Annotated in this window: 20 protein-coding genes; 6 read left to right on the forward strand and 14 right to left on the reverse strand. The window is 51.2% G+C overall.

Annotated elements, in window-relative coordinates:
* Positions 1–493: MurR/RpiR family transcriptional regulator (locus PSSD_RS18475; RefSeq protein WP_167347685.1), on the reverse strand; the 493-nt coding region annotated here is incomplete at its 3' end.
* Between the two features lie 474 nt (positions 494–967).
* Here PSSD_RS18475 and PSSD_RS18480 point away from each other — a divergent pair.
* Positions 968–2059, forward strand: a complete 1092-nt coding sequence (locus PSSD_RS18480) for an ABC transporter substrate-binding protein (protein ID WP_235589254.1) — start codon at positions 968–970, stop codon at positions 2057–2059.
* Between the two features lie 11 nt (positions 2060–2070).
* On the opposite strand, the gene PSSD_RS18485 is transcribed toward PSSD_RS18480, so the two are convergent.
* The gene (locus PSSD_RS18485) at positions 2071–2976 is read right to left on the reverse strand and encodes a LysR family transcriptional regulator (protein WP_058973217.1); all 906 of its coding nucleotides are present in this window, start codon (positions 2974–2976) and stop codon (positions 2071–2073) included.
* A 131-nt stretch (positions 2977–3107) separates the two neighbouring features.
* Between PSSD_RS18485 and PSSD_RS18490 the strand changes: the two genes are divergently transcribed.
* Positions 3108–3857, forward strand: a complete 750-nt coding sequence (locus PSSD_RS18490) for an SDR family oxidoreductase (RefSeq protein ID WP_058973218.1) — start codon at positions 3108–3110, stop codon at positions 3855–3857.
* A gap of 52 nt (positions 3858–3909) precedes the next feature.
* Here PSSD_RS18490 and PSSD_RS18495 read toward each other — a convergent pair whose 3' ends face one another.
* Both PSSD_RS18495 and PSSD_RS18500 read right to left on the reverse strand, forming a co-directional pair.
* Positions 3910–4278 (reverse strand): NUDIX hydrolase, encoded by a 369-nt coding sequence (locus PSSD_RS18495; RefSeq protein ID WP_039333301.1) that lies wholly within the window; start codon positions 4276–4278, stop codon positions 3910–3912.
* Positions 4275–4865: an NUDIX domain-containing protein gene (locus tag PSSD_RS18500; protein WP_058973219.1), complete on the reverse strand. Its 591-nt coding sequence runs from the start codon at positions 4863–4865 to the stop codon at positions 4275–4277. The genes PSSD_RS18495 and PSSD_RS18500 overlap by 4 nt, the downstream gene beginning before the upstream one ends.
* An 82-nt stretch (positions 4866–4947) precedes the next feature.
* On the opposite strand from PSSD_RS18500, the gene PSSD_RS18505 reads away from it, so the two are divergent.
* Together PSSD_RS18505 and PSSD_RS18510 are read left to right on the forward strand one after the other, a co-directional pair.
* Complete coding sequence (locus tag PSSD_RS18505; protein ID WP_058973235.1) at positions 4948–5697, forward strand: DeoR/GlpR family DNA-binding transcription regulator; 750 nt, start codon at positions 4948–4950, stop codon at positions 5695–5697.
* An 86-nt stretch (positions 5698–5783) separates the two neighbouring features.
* Positions 5784–6674, forward strand: coding sequence for an oxidoreductase (locus PSSD_RS18510; RefSeq protein ID WP_058973220.1), 891 nt, complete (start codon positions 5784–5786; stop codon positions 6672–6674).
* A 58-nt stretch (positions 6675–6732) separates the two neighbouring features.
* Here PSSD_RS18510 and PSSD_RS18515 read toward each other — a convergent pair whose 3' ends face one another.
* The 4 genes from PSSD_RS18515 to PSSD_RS18530 form a co-directional block, all read right to left on the reverse strand.
* Positions 6733–8460 carry an ATP-binding cassette domain-containing protein gene (locus PSSD_RS18515; RefSeq protein ID WP_058973221.1) on the reverse strand — a complete coding sequence of 576 codons (1728 nt, stop codon included), beginning with the start codon at positions 8458–8460 and terminating at the stop codon, positions 6733–6735.
* Positions 8461–8573: 113 nt separating this feature from the next.
* Positions 8574–9845, reverse strand: coding sequence for a 4-aminobutyrate transaminase (gene puuE / locus PSSD_RS18520; protein WP_058973222.1), 1272 nt, complete (start codon positions 9843–9845; stop codon positions 8574–8576).
* A gap of 73 nt (positions 9846–9918) precedes the next feature.
* Entirely contained in the window at positions 9919–10380 is a 462-nt protein-coding gene (locus tag PSSD_RS18525; protein ID WP_235589255.1) for an ester cyclase, read from the reverse strand.
* Between the two features lie 12 nt (positions 10381–10392).
* A complete protein-coding gene (locus PSSD_RS18530; RefSeq protein WP_058973223.1) occupies positions 10393–11817 on the reverse strand; it encodes a gamma-aminobutyraldehyde dehydrogenase in 1425 nt (474 codons plus the stop codon).
* Positions 11818–12099: 282 nt separating this feature from the next.
* Between PSSD_RS18530 and PSSD_RS18535 the strand changes: the two genes are divergently transcribed.
* The gene (locus PSSD_RS18535) at positions 12100–12828 is read left to right on the forward strand and encodes a FadR/GntR family transcriptional regulator (RefSeq protein ID WP_039333291.1); all 729 of its coding nucleotides are present in this window, start codon (positions 12100–12102) and stop codon (positions 12826–12828) included.
* A gap of 10 nt (positions 12829–12838) precedes the next feature.
* Entirely contained in the window at positions 12839–13543 is a 705-nt protein-coding gene (locus PSSD_RS18540) for a cache domain-containing protein (protein ID WP_039333289.1), read from the forward strand.
* A gap of 31 nt (positions 13544–13574) precedes the next feature.
* Here PSSD_RS18540 and PSSD_RS18545 read toward each other — a convergent pair whose 3' ends face one another.
* From PSSD_RS18545 to PSSD_RS18570, 6 genes are all read right to left on the reverse strand, one after another.
* Positions 13575–14999 carry an NAD(P)/FAD-dependent oxidoreductase gene (locus PSSD_RS18545; RefSeq protein WP_058973224.1) on the reverse strand — a complete coding sequence of 475 codons (1425 nt, stop codon included), beginning with the start codon at positions 14997–14999 and terminating at the stop codon, positions 13575–13577.
* Between the two features lie 74 nt (positions 15000–15073).
* Positions 15074–16399 (reverse strand): APC family permease, encoded by a 1326-nt coding sequence (locus PSSD_RS18550; RefSeq protein WP_039333285.1) that lies wholly within the window; start codon positions 16397–16399, stop codon positions 15074–15076.
* 115 nt (positions 16400–16514) lie between these two features.
* Positions 16515–17969, reverse strand: coding sequence for an APC family permease (locus PSSD_RS18555; protein ID WP_058973225.1), 1455 nt, complete (start codon positions 17967–17969; stop codon positions 16515–16517).
* Positions 17970–18221: 252 nt separating this feature from the next.
* Complete coding sequence (locus tag PSSD_RS18560; protein ID WP_058973226.1) at positions 18222–19391, reverse strand: dihydrodipicolinate synthase family protein; 1170 nt, start codon at positions 19389–19391, stop codon at positions 18222–18224.
* A gap of 16 nt (positions 19392–19407) precedes the next feature.
* Positions 19408–20649, reverse strand: coding sequence for an MFS transporter (locus PSSD_RS18565; RefSeq protein ID WP_082672331.1), 1242 nt, complete (start codon positions 20647–20649; stop codon positions 19408–19410).
* 59 nt (positions 20650–20708) lie between these two features.
* Complete coding sequence (locus PSSD_RS18570) at positions 20709–21542, reverse strand: sugar phosphate isomerase/epimerase family protein (RefSeq protein ID WP_058973228.1); 834 nt, start codon at positions 21540–21542, stop codon at positions 20709–20711.
* Positions 21543–21552: the final 10 nt, after the last annotated feature.

A 21552-nucleotide genomic window follows, 5' to 3' on the forward strand; every position in this document is an offset into this window, starting at 1 on the left:
TCCGCGTGAACATGCGAGCACTGTAATCAGCCAGAATGCCAGAGGCATTGATGCCGAACAGCGCTACCTGACGCGCTCCAATCAGTAGGGCAACCGCTTGCGACACAGCCTGACGGTTATGTGGCTCCGATAACGCATCACAGGCACGCTTATGCCCACCCAATACAAAATCAATACCGGAATTGATGTCACACGACAACTCACTGACGGTCACACTCATCTTCTCTTCCGAATTCAGCGCTGGGCCAAACCATGCTGCCAGCGTGGTTTTCAAATCGCGTAATCCGGCAAATCCCAGCGCCTGAACGGCGCGCACTACAGTGGCGTCCGACGTCTGGGTGGCATCGGCAATTTCCATTGCCGTGGCATCTAATATCGCATCACGATTATCATGGATATAACGTGCGACTGACTGAAGGCTTGAGGATAATGAAGGTGCCCGCGCTCGGTAGCGATCACCTAAGACATCGACTCTGAGTTTATTAATAGCCATGTGTTCTCTGGGGTTTATGGGCGCAACGCGGTTAAGCGTAATGTAGTGATATTTCGCATTATCGTCATTTCAACAATACTAAGCACTGTTAATTTAACGCATTTTAATACACACCAAACATAAATAACCATCTGTTTTATTTAAATATAATAGCGAAGTAACCTCTTAATTAGTGCTCTCTTACCCGCGCTTTTCCACTGTAGTATCTAAATTACTTTATTGATTTACTACTACATATTTTCATGTTTGAATGATTATCAATAACATTAATAACCGTGTTTTAGCACGTCGTGACTGGCAATGCGATGGCGCAGGTGCAACTGATCATGGCATTCGCCCGTAATGCTCACGTTTTGGTGAAAAATCTCAGATGAATTTGAACCCCGGCAATCTCTTCAATAAAGACAACTTTCCGTTAACTGGCAGCAGCCGGTGCGCACCTTCCCTGCTCGGCCCCCTGTTTTTTGTACTGGCTTGTTTTTGTTGGTGCTAAGCAGCGCAGCATTCGCTAAAACCGTCACCGATATTGACGGTAATCAGGTCGAGATTCCCGATCGCCCTCAGCGCATTGTGCTGGGGGAGAGCCGCATGCTCTACACCCTGGCGCTGCTGGAACCCGGTAATCCGTTTCAGCACATTGTGGCGTGGCCACAAGATCTGAAAAAATATGACAGCCAAACGTGGAGCAGCTTCGCTCGCCAGTTCCCGCAGATGCTCAAAATCCCTTCGCTCGGTCCCGGTGGCCCATCGGCGATTAACCCGGAGCAGGTTCTGGCACTGAAACCTGACGTGGTGATCTTACCCAGCCTTGCACGCTACGACGATGCCGATCTGCGTCTGGTCACGATGTTAAAAGCCGCGCATATTCCGGTGGTGAAGATCGATCTGCGCGTGCATTTGTTGAAAAATACGCGCCGCAGCGTCGAGATTTTCGGTGAAGTGTTGAATCAACAGGCTCGCGCGCAAGCCTTTAACCAGTTCTATGCGGCGCACATGCAGGTGATTCAGGAGCGGCTTGCAGGTTATCAGGGTGTGAAACCGTCAGTGCTGCTGCAGTTGCACTTAGGTCGTCGTAATGAGTGTTGTGTCACGGCCGTGAACGGCAGCCTTGGCGAATTATTAAATGCCGCTGGCGGTGATAACATCGCCAGTAAAACCCAGCATGGTGTGTTTGGTCGCTTGAGTGAAGAACAGGTGATAGCCGCCCAGCCTGATTACTATTTTGCCACCGGCTTTGCGAACAACAGCTCGCAGGGATTACTCAAACTTGGTCCGGAGGTGGCACCCGATGCCGTGCAGAGCAGTTTCACGCAGTTAACCTCCCAGCAGAACGGTTTGCGTGAATTAAAAGCCTTGCATAATGGTCATTCCGCGGTGATTTGGATGAATTTCTATCTTAGCCCGTGGCATATTGCCGCGACAGAATTTATGGCCAAAACACTCTATCCGCAGCTGTTTGCCGATGTGAATCCAGAGAAAACCTTGCAGCAAATCTTCCATGATTTTCTGCCGATTCCTTACAGCGGGACGTACTTTGCAACTATAAACGCGCCGGTAAATCCCTAGCTATACGCCTGCTACCCGTTTAACCGTGAGGGAAACACCTCACGCAGCCACTCAATAAACAGGCGCAAACGCTGTGTCAGGTGGCGGTTTTGCGGATAGACCACATGGAACGGGTAGCGGGCGGGCTGCCAGTCGGCGAGAATTTCCACCAATACGCCGGATTTGAGATCCTCAGCGGCGGCGTAGCGAAAGGTTTGGATGATACCTAATCCCGCCACAGCCGCCGCCAGATGCGCGTTACTCTCGTTAATGCCGATGCGATGTTCGGTTTTAATCTCGATCGTTTCACTGCCCTGCGCAAAGCGAAAAGGAAACGCCCGACCAGTTTGGGAGGATTGGTAGCTCACTAGCCGATGACCGTTTTTTAACTCCTGCGGGTAAGCGGGAACACCGTAGGTTTTCAAATAGCGGGCGGCGGCACAGGTGATCATCTCGGCATCCCCCAGATGACGCGCCACCAGCGAAGAATCGCTTAATGGACCGCCGCGGATCACACAATCCACGCTGTCACTGATCAAATCCACCGCGCGATCTGACACGCCCAAATCCAGGCGAATCTCAGGATAACGCGCGACAAAATCGGGCAGCAGCGGGATCAGGACATCACGGGCGGTCGAGCCACCGACGTCGATGCGTAAGTAGCCACGTGGTGTGCCGCTTTCGGCGTTACAGGCACTGTCGATATCCTCCAAATCCCGCACGATGCGCATCGCTTTTTCATAATAGTCGCGCCCTTCTGGCGTCACCGTAACGCGGCGCGTGGTGCGCTGTAACAAGCGAATACCGAGATGAGTTTCCAGCTCTTGCACCAGTTTACTCAAGGTCGCATTCGGCATATCCAGTGAATCTGCCGCACGGGTAAAATTCCCGGCTTCCACCACGCGGGCAAAAGCCCGTATCGCCAACAGCTGATCCATCTTGATTATCCACCCACAGAAATAGTCATTTCGATTTTACACCATTTATCGCTAAACGCCGCAGCGTTACATTGCCTCCCATGCACTGCAACGCAGTCATCACACATTAATCAATCATTGGAGAGCACAACATGAACGCATCATTGAAAGATAAAATTGCATTGGTTACTGGCGGCACCAGCGGTATTGGTCTGGCTTCAGCACAAGCGCTCGCCGCCGCAGGCGCTCAGGTATTTATTACTGGACGTCGTCAGACTGAACTGGATGCAGCCGTTGCCAGCATTGGCGTACAGGCAACCGGCATTCGCGCCGACGCCTCATTACTCAGTGACCTTGACGCGGTCTATGCGCAGATTGCAAAACAGGCAGGCCGACTCGACATTCTGTTCGCTAACGCCGGTGGCGGCGATATGTTGCCCCTCGGCGCGATCACTGAAGAGCACTTCGACCGCATCTTCGGCACCAACGTGCGCGGCGTGCTGTTCACCGTGCAGAAAGCGCTACCGCTGCTGAGTGATAAAGCCTCAGTGATTCTGACCGCCTCGACCACATCCATACAGGGCACCGCAGGGTTCAGCGTCTACAGTGCCAGCAAGGCCGCCGTGCGCAACTTTGCCCGCTCATGGGCGTTGGATGTGAAGGATCGCGGCATTCGCGTTAACGTAGTAAGCCCTGGCCCGGTGCGCACTCCTGGTTTGGGTGACTTAGTTCCGGAAGATCAGCGCCAGGGATTGTTTGACACGCTTGCAGCACAGGTGCCGTTGGGTCGCTTAGGTGAACCCGGTGAAATTGGTAACGTGGTCACCTTCCTGGCTTCAGATGCCTCCAGCTTTATCAATGCGACAGAATTGTTTGTCGATGGCGGGATGGCGCAGGTCTGACAATAACGTGGGAGCGGCACCTGCCGCTTCCCTTTTCATTTGGCAGAGCAAATTAATGACCTGACAGATTAAGATGCGGAATCTCATCCAGGTGGGTATAAATACTCAGCCCCAAAGCGTGGCCAATACGCACATCATTATCCGCACCCTTGGACTCGCCTGGCATGCGGAGGATGGCATCGCAGCAGTGAATCAACCGGTGAGCCACCGGATAAAGAAAAGCCTCACTGATTTCATCGCCAATCTGTTGCGAACCCGCTGCACTGGCAAGCGGCATCGCCAGCCATTCCCCTATCACTGGCGTGTGGCCTTTCTCATAAACTTGCAGAGCCATCTGATCAAGCTTCTGCATATTTTGTTGAATCAACGCCATATCACCCTGCGTACCGCTGCGAACCGGGCCTGCAATCAAAATCATCATTGCTTGTTCTCCTCAAATCGCACGTTTAACGCCAGATGCTGTAGCAGCATGATGGTTTTGGCATCCATGATTTCCCCGCTGCGAATCGCCGCCAGCGCCTGCGAGAGCGGCCACTCCAACACTTCGATGTCTTCCCCCTCTTCTATCACCCCGCCGCCGGTGCCCTGCCGGTCTTCATCTGCATATTCAGCGATAAAGAAATAGAGTTTTTCCGTAACCGATCCTGGGCTCATGTAGGCTTCCATCACTTTCTCTATTTGCGTGATGGTATAGCCGGTTTCCTCTTGCGCTTCGGCAATAATCCTTTCTTCCGGCGATGCGTTATCCAGTAACCCCGCCGCCGCTTCAATCAAAAAGCCATGATGGCCGTTGATAAAAATGGGAAAACGAAATTGCCGCGTCAGCACCACCGTTTGCTTGTTACGGTTGTAGAGCAGGATCACCGCGCCATTGCCGCGATCGTAAGCTTCACGGTTTTGTTGTTGCCAGCTACCATCGGCACGCTGTAATTCAAAGGTATATTTCTTTAACGTGTACCAGTTGTCGGATAACAACTGCTCACGAATATTACGCACTTTCTGCTGCATGTTTTGCCCTCCCGCTGATGACAAAACAAACGCTAACATGCATAATCGTGCAAATACAAGCAAAAACACGAAGATTAAAGACATGCTCTCGAGCCAACGTAAACAGCAGATCCTCGCCCTTCTTGCCGAGGAACAACAGGTGATGTCCAGCGAGTTAAGCCAGCGTTTTAACGTCTCTGAAGATTCCATTCGCCGCGACCTGCGCGAGTTAGCGACCGAAGGTTTACTGCAGCGGGTACACGGCGGGGCACTGCCGGTTTCTGCGGCCATCGCCCCCTTTGAAACACGCAAAAACGTGCAAATAAGTTCTAAACGTTTAATTGCGCAAAAAGGAGTGCAACTGATTCAGCCCGGCCAGGTGGTGATGATTGATGGCGGAACCACCACAGCAGAAATGGTGCAACTGTTACCGAAAGCGTTGGCGTTCACCGTGGTGACGCACAGTCCCAGCATCGCCGTCGCGTTAGTGGATTATCCGCAAGTTGAAGTGATCATGATAGGCGGTCAGCTTTATCGTCACTCCGTAGTCGCCGTGGGGTCAGCCGTGTTAGAGGGCATCGCACGTATTAATGCCGATCTATTCTTCATGGGCGTGACGGGGGTACATAAAACTGCCGGATTAACCACCGGCAACGACGAAGAGGCGGGCATAAAACGTGCGCTGGCCGCCCGTGCAGCAGAAACGGTGGTTATGGTGTCAAAGGAAAAACTCAATTCCGCATCGGCTTTTGCCATTGGCGATCTGTCTCTCGCCAGCACGCTGATTGTTGATGGCGAACCTGATGCCGCCCTGCGGCAGGTGTTACAACAGAAACAGATTACGTTGTTGTGAACATCGTTGAGTAACAATGCCATGATTCAATAGTCAGATTTACGCTGACCTGACGGGCAGCACAGGATTAACAGGAGAATACACGCATGTCTGAGTTTCCAACCATCGCCTTGGTCGGGCCGGGTGCCATCGGCACTACCGTTGCAGCCGCCTTGCATGAAGTGCACCGCACGCCGCAACTCTGTGGCCGCACGGCACATCAGCAATTGGTGCTACGCCATGACGACGGGGAAATCGTGATACCCGGCCCGGTATTGAGCAACCCTGCAGAAATTGCTAAACCCTTTGACTTGGTGTTTGTCGCGGTGAAAACCACGCAGGTGGCGGAAACCGCCCCTTGGCTGGCAGTATTGTGCGATGAAAACAGCGTGGTCTGTGCGTTACAAAACGGCGTCGAGCAAGTGGAGCAGCTCTCCCCATGGGTCAATGGTGCGACGGTACTTCCTTCCGTCGTGTGGTTCCCGGCTCAGCGTGAACCCGATGCTTCGGTGTGGTTGCGCGCCAAACCGCGTTTGACCTTGCCAGATGTGCCCGCAGCGCAGCGGGTGGTACAAGCCTTGCGTGATAGCCGTTGCACGGTTGAACTGGAAGCGGATTTCCTCTCCATCGCCTGGCGCAAACTGCTGCAAAACGCCGTGGCGGGTTTGATGGTGCTCGCCAATCGTCGTGCAGGCATGTTCCAACGCGAAACGATTACCGAGCTGGGGCTGGCTTATCTGCACGAGTGTCTGAGCGTGGCGCGAGCTGAAGGTGCAAACTTAAGTGATAACGTACCACAGGAAATTATGGCTGGCTTTCACCGCGCGCCCGCGGATTTAAGCACCTCAATCCTTGCCGATCGCCAGGCAAATCGCCCGCTAGAATGGGATATCCGCAATGGCGTGGTGCAACGTTGCGGTAAAAAACACGGTATCGCCACGCCGATCAGTGATGTGGTGGTGCCTTTACTGGCTGCCGGGAGTGAGGGGCCAGGTTAACGGCCCGCGCTGAGCAGCAGCGTCCTCGATTTCCTAAAATCGGGGACGATCCTTTTCATCAGACCGCCTCGCCGATTACCGATTTAAACTGGGCATGCCACATATCATAAAATTTTCCGCGTTGATTGATGAGGGTCGTAAAGTCACCATTTTCAATAACTGCACCGTCAGCCATCACCACAATACGGTCAAACGCTTTAATGTTGCCGAGCCGATGGGTAACCGCAATCACCGTGGTATTTAAGGCTAATATCTCATTAAACAGGCGATGTTCGGTTTCTGGATCCAATGATGATGAAAATTCATCGAAGATGAACAGATTGGCGTTTCGATACAGAGCACGGGCAATCGCCAGCTTTTGCCATTGTCCAATCGAGAGTTCATCACCACCAAACTGTTTCCCCAATTTGGTTTTCAGGCTGTAGGGAAATTTCACTTGTTTAAGCAGCGCGTCAAGGCGTTCCGTTTCTGCCTCGTAATGGTTTAACGCAATATTCTCGCCCACCAGAAACTCATATTTGCCATATTCCTGAAACACCGTGGCAATTCGGTGGCGATAATATTCGATATCCAACTGTTCAAGATCAACGCCGGACACCGATATTGAACCTTCTTCCGCCGCATACATGCGTAACAGCAGCTTGATTAAGGTGGTTTTGCCACTGCCATTATCGCCTAATATCGCCACTTTCTCGCCAGCATTGATGGTGAGATTGACATTATTCAGGGCATGAGTGCTGCGTCCCTGATATTGAAAACGCAGGCCCCTTACGTTAATGGCGAAAGGCTGATGGTCGGATAATCTCTTTTCACCGTTGCGCACCGGTTCAATTTCATCCGTCATAAACGAGTGATAACTGGCAAAGAAAGAACTGGTGCTTTTCAGATTCGCGCCATAGTTGGCTATCTCATCGAGATGAGACTTCATCATGACAATAGACTGAAAGACCATGACCAATCCGCTGACAGCCAGGTGACTGCTAAGTAAGGTATTAAGAAACAGATAGACGCCCAGGAATAGCAGCAGCAGGCTTAAAACAGTGGCGGGGATGGGTAACAATAACGCCCGAAGACGTTGCGCATGCATACGTTGAAACATGCGCTTTGCCGCCTGGTTGTACTTTTCCAGCAGATATTTCCCCAGCCCATAAAGCCTGATTTCCTGAAGATAACCTTTATCCATGCTCAGTCCATAGACGTAGCGCATAAGGATAGAATCCCTGGAGTTATGGATAAGATTCTCCCAGTATTTTCTTTCGATGCGTAAATTGATTACAATAAGCGGTATAACTGATACCGCACAAATCGCCGCCCCTAGCCCAGAATATTTAATGAGCACTGCCAGTAAACTGCCAGACATAATCAATGCTCTGAAAGCATATATCAGGCAGATGATAAAATTGATCGGGCGATATCCGGCCTCTTTCTTTAGCAACTCTAGTTGTTCATAGCGTTCTTTATTGTCAAACAAGCTGAGTGAAAATGAACTGTTCATTCGTTGCATAATGCTGCCACTGAAATGGCTAGTGGCGATTTCCGTCACGTCCCCCTGCAGCAAATTCACCAGTGGCTGCATCAGTTGCATACCCAATAGCGAAAGACACCATATGCCGATGGTGATCATCAGATCGCTATTACTGGTATCAGGCGCTTGTAAACCATTAATAATTTGTCCCGTCATGAAAATATTTAGTGCCGGTATTAGACCTTGCAGGACAATAAGCGCGATTAATAAAGAAATACGTAACGGACAGGATAAGAATACATAGCGGATTGCCAAAATCACTGACTGCCTCCCTGATTGCAGATGAATCAAACAAACCCCATAGCATAATAGATGATAATGAGATTTATTTGCAGTCAGTGATCAATATTTCCTTTTACCGCTCCTGCCGCCTGCTAAGAGATGTGCTCGAGGGCATTTTTCACGATAGCCAAAGCCTTATCGAACTGCGCTTCAGGAATAGTCAGTGGATAGAGGAAGCGGATAATGTTGCCATGTTGACCACAAGTTAACAGCAGCAGGCCCTGCGCCAACGCGTGTTTCTGCACGGCCTGCGCCGCTTCGGCAGAAGGTTTGCCGCTGGCAGGATCGCTGAACTCCGCGGCCATCATGGAACCGACCCCACGCACATCGGCCAGTGCTGGACACACTTCTTGCGCCTCTTCCAGTACGGCGCGCAGTTTACCCCCCAGATGCACCGCACGTTCACACAGCTGTTCTTCGTTGATCACATCAATTACCGCGTGTGCGGCAGCGATAGAGAGAGGATTGCCCGCATAGGTACCGCCCAAGCCGCCCGGCAAGGGGCTGTCCATGATCGCCGTTTTACCCGCCACTGCCGAGAGTGGCATCCCCCCCGCCAGGCTTTTTGCCATCGTCATGAGATCGGCCTGATGCACGTAGTGCTGCATAGCAAACATTTTGCCAGTGCGGGCAAAACCACTTTGCACTTCATCCGCAATCAGTACGATACCGTGCTGATCGCAGATAGCGCGCAGCGTACTCACGAATTCGACAGGAGCGACATTAAATCCGCCCTCACCTTGCACTGGTTCAAAGATAATCGCCGCCACCTGTTGTGGATCGATATCGCACTGGAACAGCGATTCCAGCGACCGGATACTCTCCTGAACGCTGATACCGCGCGCGTCTGAGGGGTAAGCAGCATGGAAAACAGAGCCAGGGAAAGGACCAAAGCCGGTTTTGTAGGGTTTCACTTTGCCGGTCAGCGCCATCGTCATGTAAGTACGGCCATGGAAAGCACCACCGAAGGCAATGACCCCCGGCCTTCCCGTATGACAGCGGGCAATTTTGATGGCGTTCTCCACCGCTTCCGCGCCGGTAGTAAAGAATGCCGTTTTGGTTTCCCCTTGAATCGGCGTCAGCTCGTTAATCTTCTCTGCCAATCCAACATAACTTTCATAAGGCACAATTTGATAGGCCGTGTGCGTGAATTGTGCCAACTGCTTTTCAATCGCCTCTACCACTTTGGCATGGCGATGACCGGTATTTAATACTGCAATACCGGCGGCAAAATCGATATATTCCGCGCCTTCAACGTCGGTTAAAGTGGCATTGTCTGCCTGTTGCGCATAAAAATCACACATGACGCCCACACCACGTGGTGTCGCTTGCAGCCGACGCTGATTAAATTCAGAGTTTTTCATGAATAAAAACCTTCTGTTAAAACGATACGATGCCTGCCATATCTATTAATGGCATTGAAGACATCACAGGAAATTATTTTAATTGCTCATCGAGTTTCTTTGAGTCGTAATAATCACCTTGATAGGCAATTTTGCCATCTTTAACTTTGATATATGAAACACCGTGGAATTTAATCGGTTTATTGGTCGCTGGGCTACCCGCCCACTCACCGCTGTTGACGCCTGAGAAAACCCACTCGAAGGCGACAATGTCGTGGTTATATACCGGCTTTCCGACCATCTGCCATTTCAAATCCGGCACGCCATCAATAAAGGCTTTGATGACGTTCTTTTCAGCGTCACTGTTTCCTTTTACGGGTGTGCCCACTGCCGCATCATAATAGGTCACATCTTTTGCCAGATACGCCCCGGCTTTATGGGCATTATGCTGATTCCAGGCGCCCATATAATGCTGCACCACTTCCAGCGGTGTTTCACTGGCGAAACAGCTCGAAGAAACCAATAACGCCGCAACCATTGCTATTTTTTTCATCATTAATACTCGCTTTTAAGTTAAGTCACTCATTACGTGTTTAATGCGCGTGTACTCTTCTAACGAATACGCAGACAGATCTTTGCCATAGCCGGATTTTTTAAAGCCGCCATGTGGCATTTCGGCACACAGTGGAATGTGGTTGTTGATCCATACGGTGCCGAAGTCCAGTGCGCTGCTGAATTGCTGTGCGCGGCGGTGGTCGCGCGTCCAGATACTGGCAGCCAATCCGTATTCCACATCGTTAGCCATCGACAACGCTTCAGACTCGGAGGCAAAGGTCTGGATGGTCATCACCGGCCCAAATACCTCGTGTTGGATGGCTTCATCGTTCTGTTGCAGACCCGAGATAATGGTGGGTTCAAAATAGAAGCCGGGACCACTACCCGCTTTCCCTCCGGTTTCAATACGCGCGTTTGCAGGCAGACGAGCGATAAAGCCTTTCACCTGCTCCAGCTGGTTTTGACTATTCAGCGCACCATAGAATGCGTCTTGATCCCCCGGCTGACCAAAGCGGATGCTACGCGCTTCGTTGACGAGTTTATCGAGGAACACGGAATACAGACTCTCTTCAACCAAAATTCGCGTGGCGGCGGTGCAATCCTGCCCGGCATTAAAGAAGCCTGCCGCGCAGATGGTTTTCACCGCTTTGTCGATATCGGCATCACCAAACACGATAACCGGGGCTTTACCGCCCAACTCAAGGTGCGCTTTGGTCAGATTGGCCGCAGCGGATGCCGCCACTTGCATTCCGGCACGAACAGAACCAGTGATCGATACCAGCGAAGCATCGCCGTGCGACACCACCAGTGAACCCGTCGCTGCTTTTCCCAGCACCACATTGATCGCACCCGCCGGGAAAAAGGGTGCTGCCAACTCAGCGAGCAAGAGCGTACTGAGTGGTGTGGTATCACTGGGTTTCAGTACCACGGTGTTGCCCGCTGCCAGCGCTGGGGCGATCTTCCACACCGCCATCATGAACGGGTAGTTCCACGGTGTGACCTGACCGACAATCCCTAGTGGCTCACGTCGAATGGTCGAGTTAAATCCCGCCAGGTATTCACCTGAAGCTTTTCCTTCCTGACAGCGCGCAGCGCCAGCAAAGAAACGAATCGCATCACAGGATGCCGCAATCTCTTCCTGACGAATGAAGTGCTTTAGCTGCCCTGTTTCTTCACTCTGGATTTCGACGATGCGATCGCAGTGTTGTTCAATTGCCTCCGCCAAATGCAACAATGCACGCTGGCGTTCACTCGGTGTGCTCTGTTTCCAGATTTGAAAAGCGTCTTTGGCTGCAGCATAAGCCGCGTTGACGTCATCTTGATTGGCCAGTGGTGAAAGTGCATAGACTTCACCATTCACCGGGCTAACCAGTTCAAAAGTCTCACTGCCAGAACCCTCAAAGAAGGCTCCATTGATAAAGTGTTTTATCTTACGCATGCGACAGGCTCCTTTAATCATATAACATATTAGGTTTTATCATTATGATCACAATTCAGGCAACGTTTGTTTCACATTAATTTGATTGCACTCGCATAATTGGCATGCAAATCCTCAGCAAAAGCCTGTTTATCCAGTTGTTTAATTAAGCGACTGATTACACAGATTTTTTGCCATGCTGGATTGGGATGTGATAAGGCAACTCATTGTTTCCAATGTGGATGTTTTATGTTATGAATGTGCAACCTCCCTTCCCGACACAAATAAGAAATCACGAGGAATATGATTACTCATGCAGTGATTTTCTCCCCTATTGGGCAGTCCAGCCGTTCCGATCAGATCGTGCAGCGACTGGCGAATGCCATCGTTTCAGGATTACTCGAAGCGAATGAGCAACTGCCTAATGAAGCGGATTTAGCCCGTATGATGGGCGTTTCACACATCACAATTCGCGAAGCACTGAATACGTTGCGCGCTAATGGCCTGGTGTATACGGTACGCGGGCGCAATGGCGGCAGTTTCGTCGCCAACAGCATTGATAAACAGGCTTCGTCACAGCACCCGTTCAATATGATCAGCACTGAATATCTGTCTGATTTAGGGGAATGGCACAGTGCGATTTTCTGCCATGCGGCGAAACTGGCTGCAACCCGCATGACCGCCAATGACATCACTACCCTGACCCAGTTCGTTGACACGCTGGAACAGGCCACCACGGCAGAAATGCGCAGTCAGGCGGATATGCGTTGTCTGTTAACGATTGCGGCAAACTCACAATCGGCCAGAATTGCCAGTCAGGAACTGATTATTCAATCTGAGTGGGCATCACTGGTCACACTTTTATATAAATCAGATGTTGCTCATCACACCTCCGTCGATATTTATCGCAAGTTATTGACCGCCTTTCTTGGGCATGATGAACTGGCTGCGGTCAATCTGGCGAGTGAATTGATTAACGAATTAACCTCAAGGTTGATCGAATATAAAATAAGCTTTAAAGAGATGATGTGAGGAGAAAACCGTGAGCGAAGTCAGTCACCACACGCGAATCGTTAATACCTTAGAAGATCTGTTCGCCGCGGTAACCATGTCGACTAAAGATCTCTCGGCCAGTATTAACCATACTTTAGCCGAGATTCCCGTCGCCGGTATTGCCTCTGATAAACAGCGCGAAAGTAGCTTGCGTAAAAGCCTTTATCCCGCGATTGAAAAAATTTTACTGGACAGCCAATACTGTTCAGGAGCGGGGTTTGCCAGCCATCTGGCAACCGAAAACCTCGCGCAACCATACTGGTTTCTGGAGTGGTGGTTTAAAAACCCCAAGAGCAACCAGCAATCTTGTTTAGACCTTGATCAGGCAACACAGCAACGGTTAGATTTCAGTACGTTTGAGTGGTTTAAAAATACGCCAGATGCCGAAGACGTTTATTTACACGGACCTTATGTCGATTATGTCTGTACGTCTGCGTATACCATTACGGCGGCGTCGCCTGTACTGATTGACGGAAATATGGTCGGCGTGGCAGCGGTGGACATATTAGTAAGTCGCATAGAAGAGGCGTTATTGCCGATAGTTAAACAGACCAGTAGTAAAGTGATCATTACTAATAATGATAATCGGGTGATATTCTCCAGCCATCTTAAATATCGCACCGGTTCATTGGTCAATATTGATGCGACCTGTCAAACTACGCAAAACAATTTCTGCAAAATCACTTTTCTGTAAATCCCTGCCGCATGATGCGGCAGGGTCACGATTAAAACGAAATCATTTTTCCCGGTGCCAGTTTGGCGGTGATGCCGAGTAACGTTTTCGCCAAAGGAATAGCCACTGGCGCCAGTTTTCGTCCAATCATGAGCGGTGTGTGTTTTATTGCGGTCAGCATTGAGAAATCACTGTTGGCCTTAACGATATCATCTCGAATCGCTTTGCCAATTCGTACCGTTTGCGCAATGCCGTGTCCGCTCCAGCCATGCACGGAGTAAATTTTGCCGCTCTTCCCGCCTTTACGGCAGTCGGTAGCGCCATTTAGCGTTAAATCCGTGGTGCCGCTCCAGGCAAAATCGAGCTGCAGTTCTTCATGTTCAGGAAACACAGCGCGAAGCCGCGAGGTGAGGTAATCCACCGTGCGGGTATCATCCCAGCGCATGCCGGTCCCTTGCCCGCCAAACAGCAAACGCTCATTGCGAACCGGGCGGTAATAATCGATTTGCAACTGCGTGTCATAGACGGGCTTGCCTGTCGGGAGCAAGGTTTTCGTCCCGCCAGCCACCGGCGATGTCACGCCAACATAGGTATAAAACGGTATGGTGGTGGCGTTGTTTTCATTGAGTAAAGTGTGCGTAGCATCATGAACCGCAATGACCACGCCCTTGGTGGCAGTGATCATCCCTGTTGCCGTATGGACATGGGTAACGCCGCCGAACTCCTCAATACGGATCACTTCACTTTGCTCGTGAACCTGTCCGCCATTCATCACAAAGCCGTATATCAGCCCACGATTAAGCGCCAGTGAATGAATCTGGCCGCCCAGATCATCCAGAACACCGCCGTAGTAGGCTTCCGATCTGATGTGTTCTTGCAGCTCGTATCCTCCTAACACGGCGACATGATTGTCTCCCAGAAAACGGCGCGCATCGGCAGCCTGCACCAGCGCATTCATGTGGCCTGGGTGCACCGCAGCCGTGATATGACCGCGCTGGCGGTCGAGGTCGAGATGGTATCGGCTGGCAATATCATCTATCAGCGACATCGCTTCGGTCGAGGTGAAGTGCCATAAACGTCGCGCTTCATCCGTACTGAGGTTATCCAGCATCGATTCCGCCTCCCAACGCGCCAGTCCGGGAGTGAGTTGTCCTCCGTTTCGCCCTGACGCGCCAGAACCAATCGCATTCTTCTCCAGAAGCACGGTTTCAATGCCCGCTTCAGCCAAATGCAACGCAGTGGATGCCCCAAGAAGTCCGCCGCCAATGACTACGAATTCACACACTTTCTCTCCCCCTAACGGAGAAAAATGCATCCATGGCGCAAGCGTCGACTCGTAGTAATTGGCCGGATTTCCCGGATCGATATTCTCTGTTTCATCACACTGTCTCACCCAGTTCCAGTCACCATTGATGGCTGTTTGACTGGGTTGGGTAAATTTCGCATCACGCATTAATTCCGGTTTAATTAAATCCATCTGTCTGTTCATACGTTATTCTCGGTCAGTTAATCACACCACAGGTCAATTCACTGTGAGTTTCACTTCATTCACTACTCAGAAATCATCACTTCACGTTGGGTAATACTGCAGTAAATAATCCAGCTAATCCCTAATACCGCCCAAATCGATCCCAACAGAAAGGCATCATGATCAAGATTGACCCACATCATCGCGACGCATGCCAATCCACACAGCGGCAGCAACACATTATTAAACAGGTCATTGAATCCGGTGACTTGCTTATCCATAAAGGCAAACTTCACGATAACGGAAAGATTCACAGCACTGAATGCCACCAGCGCGCCAAAGCTAATTAACGAGACGGCCGTATCGAGATCAAAGAATATCGAACTGAGCGAAATAAAACCGGTTAATAATACGCAATAGAGCGGATTCCGGGTTTTCGGGTGAATATAGCCCAATACCGGTGCTGTCACTGGATTGTTCTTACCCATGATATGCAGCAACCGTGCGGCGCTGGCGTGTGAAGCCAAGGCTGACGCGACCGTATTTAGTAATATCCCCATCAGGAAGAGTGTCTGGAATAAACGACCACCAACGTATAAAACAATCTCTGGCATCGCTTCCATGGGATTTTTAAACATGGCGTTATCGGGATAATAGAGTTGAATAAACCATGCGGCGAGGAAGAAAATAGCACCGCCGCACAGTGCGGTATAAAACACCGCTTTAGGAATGACGCTTTCTGGCTTGTCAGTCTCATCCGACAGCGTGGTGACTGCATCAAAGCCTAAAAATGAGAAACACAGGACGGCTGCACCGCTAATGAGAGGCAAAATGCTGGCATTTCCGTTGAACAACGGTGTCACTGTCAACACGCGTCCGCTGCCATACGCGCTACTTAAATCGTGCACCACCAGGTAAACAAACACCCCCATTAAAATCACTGGCATGCCGACAAACAGGAAATTGACGTTTGCCAGAATTTTAATGTTGCAGCAGTTGATATAGGTAATCAGCGTGGTGAACGCCAGAATGGATAACCACGGTGGAATTTCAGGCAGCAGTGTTTGCAGGTAGATACCCGCTAATAACGAATTGATCATCGGCAGGAAGATATAATCCAACAGTGATGACCAACCCACCAGAAAACCAATGTTATTGCCGCAGACATTTTTTGCGTAGGTATAAGCCGAACCTGCGCAAGGATATAATTTCACCATGCGTCCGTAACTGACAGCGGTAAATAGTACGGCTGCCAGTGCAAGTAAATATGCCAACGGCACACGGCCTTCGGTTAATTTAGATACAATACCGAACGTATCAAATACCGTCATCGGTGTCATATAGGCGATGCCAATGATAATAACTTGCCAGATGGAAAGCTTTGTCTTGGTTCTTGAATTCAGGTTCATGGTTATTCCCATTCAATATTTCAGACACGCCGCTCCCTTCCCATGGCACCGGCGATGGAGTGTAAGCTGTATTGCAAAGCGGAGATGTGGGTGAGACTTCCCTCACCCAGTGTGATTACTCTTTGATAGCGCTCAGATCGTAATGCGGTTCATGACTTTTTTGACTGTAAGGGCGCGCAATAAACATATATAACGCCCCTGATGCCACAACAATAAACAGACCAATTAACACAATCCATTTATCGACAAATCTGCCCTCTCCAGGTTGCACCAACAGATAGATACCGCATAAACCATAAATCAGCGCCAGGATATTCACCCAGATCCCCCAACGACCAATGCTCCATTCTCCTTGAGGTTTCCAACCCTGCAGACGTTTACGCAAAGCAGCCAGCACCACCATCTGGAAGGAAATATAGATACCCACCACAGCAAAAGCAGTAATTCGTGCGAGGTTATCGGGTTGATAGTAAACCCAGATACACACCAGTAATGGCAAGGCACAGCTGACAATCATGGCGTTATCTGGCACATCGTGCTTTGAAATCTTCGCCATCCAACTGCTGCCTGGCAGCATTTTGTCCCGCGAGAAAGAGAACAGCAGACGGCTCAACGCGGCTTGCAGCGACAGAATGCAGGAGAGCATGGCAATCACCGCAACCACAATGAAGATCTTCTCACCCATCGGGCCAAGAGCATTATTCAAAATTTCAGGGATAGGATTCTGTATTTTTCCCGACACAATATCGTGCAGATTTGGATACGATAACAGGTAGCCCAGTACAGAAATCACCGCTGAGATCGCACCAAAAACAATACTTAAAATCATCGCAACCGGGATTTTACGGCTGGCATTCTGCACCTCTTCAGCCACGTTCCCACAGGCTTCAAAACCAAAGAACATGAACAGCCCTAACAAGGATGCCGACATAAACGCGGAGGTATAACCGCCGCTGGCACTTACGCCCATGGAGTCAAAAATCACGCTGATCGGCTGCATACGATGGAACAGCAGGAGATAAATGCCGAGTGCAATAACGCTGACAATTTCACACCAGAAGCCAATACGGGCCACACGCGCCAGGTTTTTGGTGCCCGACAGGTTAATCGCCATCATCATTAATAGCAGCACAACCGAGGTCATCAACAAGTTGATCGCGGTTTGTTCATAGCCTAATAGCGAGGCAACAAAGGTTGAACTGTATTCGGCAATCGAGGTAATGGTGACCACCAGCGCCCAAAGATAGATCCAAGCGGCAATCCAGGCATATTTTTTGCCCCAGAGAATACGCGACCATGGGTATAACCCTCCGGTGATCGGGTATTGTGAGGCGACCTCACCAAAGACCATCGCCACCAACAACTGGCCACCTGCGGCAATCAAAATCCACCAGATAGAAGGTGGGCCTGCCAGCGTCATGGCTAAGGCAAACAGAGAATAGACGGCGGTAAGGGGGGATAAATAGGTGAATCCTAGCGAGAAGTTAGACATCAAACCGATCGATCGCTTGAACTTTCGCTCTTCTTGCCCAACGCTGTTGCGGGTATTTCCTGACGGAATAGTGCTCATCAACGCCTCCAAAACCTTAACTGTAATGTTATGTCAGTATTTATAAAACATAATATGTTATATGTATATTGTGCGATGTCACAGTTTTGTTAAATTCAATATATGTAGCTGTTATTAATGTGTTTTCTTGATGATAGGTGTTTCTTATGGCGACAGTGAGTTGATATCAGAGAAGATAAAACGTTGTAGAAGGCGTGGTTGAAAGGGAGCAGGCGGCCCTAAACCGCCCGCGTGAAGCTTATGTATCGCAGCTTAAATACCGTGCAGTTTCGCCAACAGCCACATGCGTTCCGAGGCGATGTCAGCATTTTCCAGTAATCCGGCCTGGTCAGCCAAACGGAAGGCTTCACAGTAATGGGTTAAGCTGCGGGCGCTTTGCAGGCCACCTAACAACGTAAAGTGTTGTTGATGGCCGTTCAGCCATGCGAGGAACACAATCCCTGCTTTGTAATATTGGGTGGGAGCGGAAAAGAGATGGCGTGCCAGCGGGACAGTTGGAGACAGGATTTTGTCAAAGGTCGCCCGGTCGCCCTGCGCTAGTGCATGTAGCGCGCTGGTTGCCGCCGGTGCAATGCCATCCAGAATGCCTAATAACGCGTGGGAATAACCTTGTTCATCCCCCGCGATCAGTTCGGGATAGTTGAAGTCATCCCCGGTGTACATTTTCACCGAAGCAGGCAACTGGCGACGCATCTCGATTTCGCGATCTTTATCCAGCAAAGAGATTTTAATCCCCTCGACCTTCGCCTCATTTTCTCGAATGACGGCAAGACACACCTCCATCGCAGCATGGAGAGTATTCCCCCCCCAATATCCGCGCAGCGCGGGGTCAAACATGTCTCCCAGCCAGTGCAAGATCACCGGCTCTTTTACCTGGCGCAGCAGGGTGCTATAAACTTTGATGTAATCATCCGGCCCGGTGGCAATCGCTGCCAGCGCACGACTGGCCATCAAAATGATGCGCCCACCGCAGGCTTCAATCGCCGCTATCTGCTGTTCATAGGCGGCAATCACATCCTGCAAGGTTAACCCGGTGAAATCAGTCAGATGATCAGTTCCTGCGCCGCTGGCGATCAAAGCTCCCGGATAAGCTTTTGCCTGTTCCACGCTGCGCTGGATCAGTTCCAGCCCGGTGCCCCAGTTAAGCCCCATGCCGCGCTGGGCAGTATCCATCGCTTCGGCAATGCCCAATCCCAGCGACATCAGATGACGGCGATAGGCGAGCGTGGCGTCCCAGTCAATCGCCATATCACTGTGCGGATTCTGCATGCGTTGCGGATCGGCCACCACATGTGCTGCCGCATACACTTGTCGGTTAAAGGTGGGTTTGGCTGGCAGATGCCAGTTGCGTTCGCCCTGCAATACATAGCTGTAAGGCTGCCCGTGGCGATCCAGTAAACGTACTTTATGGCTGACAGTCATGGTTCTCATCCTTCTTTCAATGTTTAGCCAGATGCCCAGACGGCATGGCGCCCTGTGCATTTTTTGCGGTAGTCACAGGCATGCGCCGCACACCCAGCAACACCACGCTGCTGCAAACAATCACCAACGCCGCCGCCAGCCACACCGGTTGCAAGCTGTAGTGCTGCGCGTAGTAGCCTGCGACAATCGGCGAGATACCGCCGGCCGCCATGCCCATATTCATGACAAATCCAATGGCTGATCCGCGCAGCGATGGCGGAACCAGTTCAGCGGTCAGTGACAGCACAATCGGGGTGATGGGATAGCCGAGAAAACCCAGCATCAATACCAGAACAATGACCAGCGGCACGGAGAGATTGAAGGACATTGCGGCCATCACTAACCCGCTGACAAAGGTGATGCTCATCAGTAAGGTGCGACGACGTTTGAAATCGCCTTTATCGCAATAGCGTCCGAGCACAAATCCACCCAGCGCACCGGTTATGCCGAGAAGGCTGGCGATAGTTCCGGCGGTGCCGATCGACAGATTTTTCACCTGCATCAGGTAGCTGGGTGCCCACAGCAACACAATCCACCAGCCCGCTAACAGTACGAAATAGAAGGCCGCCATCAGCAATACCGGAGCATGCCGGAACAAAGTTTTCAGCGGCACTCGCTCAGCAGCCTGACGCGCGATCAGCGCAGCGGGCTTACGGTCATTCTTCACTAACAGCAGATAGAGCAGAGCCACTACCATCCCCATCGCCCCCGCAACATAGAACACCACGCGCCAGCCAAAGATCGGGCCGAGCATGGCGCCCATCCAGGTGCCGAGAAAGCCGCCAATTGGATAACCCATCCAATACAACGACATTACGGTGGTCCGCTGTTTCTCACTGGTGACGTTCGCCACTTCCAGCGAGGCTGCGGGCCAGAAGATGCCTTCACCGATACCGGTCATGACGCGATAGAAGATCAGGCTGGTAAAACTTCCCGCCACGCCCGTCAGGAGCGTGGCAAGAGAGAACATCATCAGACCGAGAATGAGCACCGGCTTGCCACTTAACTTGTCGGCAATAATGCCCGCGATAAACAGAAACAGGATGAAGCCAAAAAAGAAGGAGGAGAGCAGAATGCCGCTTTCTGTTTTACCGAGACCAAAATCACCGGCGATCAAGCCAATCGCGGATGACACCGTCATGCGATCCACCGAGTACATCATGTAGCCAAGGCCGCACAGCACGGTGACCAAAATCATTTTTCGGGTATCTGTATTCATCTTTTCCTCGACAATCTCTTAGACCGACGAAAACAGCTTTTCAGCTCTGTCAGATACGGTTAACCGTGCGCCAGATGGCGAGCCTTGCAGGTCTTGAGTACATCATCCGGATCCTGAACCCACCAGTTGAGGCGGGAGAAAATCTCCACTTCATGCAACCCACGATAGCCCTGCGCTTCCACCGCCGTTCGCATCGCCCGAATATCAATCACGCCGTCGCCCATCATGCCGCGATCTTCGAGCAGATCCTGCGTTGGGCTTAACCAGTCGCAAATATGAAACGCCAGCAACCGTTTTTGGCCCGCGCGGGCGATTTCCTGATAAAACTCCGCATCCCACCAGGTGTGATAGACATCAACCGCAATGCCCAGCCCTTCATCACCCAACTCGTCGCAGAGATCGTTGGCCTGCTTTAAGGTATTGATACAGGCACGATCGGCGGCATACATCGGATGAAGCGGCTCAATAGCCAGCGGCATCCCTCCGGCACGGGCATACTCCAGCAGGGCGCTCAGCCCATCGCGCACTTGTTGTCGCGCACCGGGTAAATCCCGCGATCCTGGCGGTAATCCGCCCACCACCAGCACCAGGCATTGCGCCCCCAACTCCAGGGCTTCATCCACGGCTCGCTGGTTATCGCTCAAGGTCGCCTGACGTGCCTGCTGATCGATGCCAGGGAACATACCGCCCCGACAGTAGCCACTGACGGCCAGATCGTGATGACGGATCAGCCGTGCGGCTTCTCGCAGCCCAAGCTTTGCGACCTGGTCACGCCACGGTGAGATGCCACGAATCTCATGGCGGGCGCAGCCTTCAATGATTTGGCGTAAATCCCACTGCTGGCGTACGGTGGCGGTGTTCAAAGACAATTGATGCGGATCGGGTTGGCTCATCTTCTTCTCC

This window comes from Type-D symbiont of Plautia stali, from assembly GCF_001485335.1.
Lineage (GTDB): Bacteria > Pseudomonadota > Gammaproteobacteria > Enterobacterales > Enterobacteriaceae > Pantoea > Pantoea vagans_C.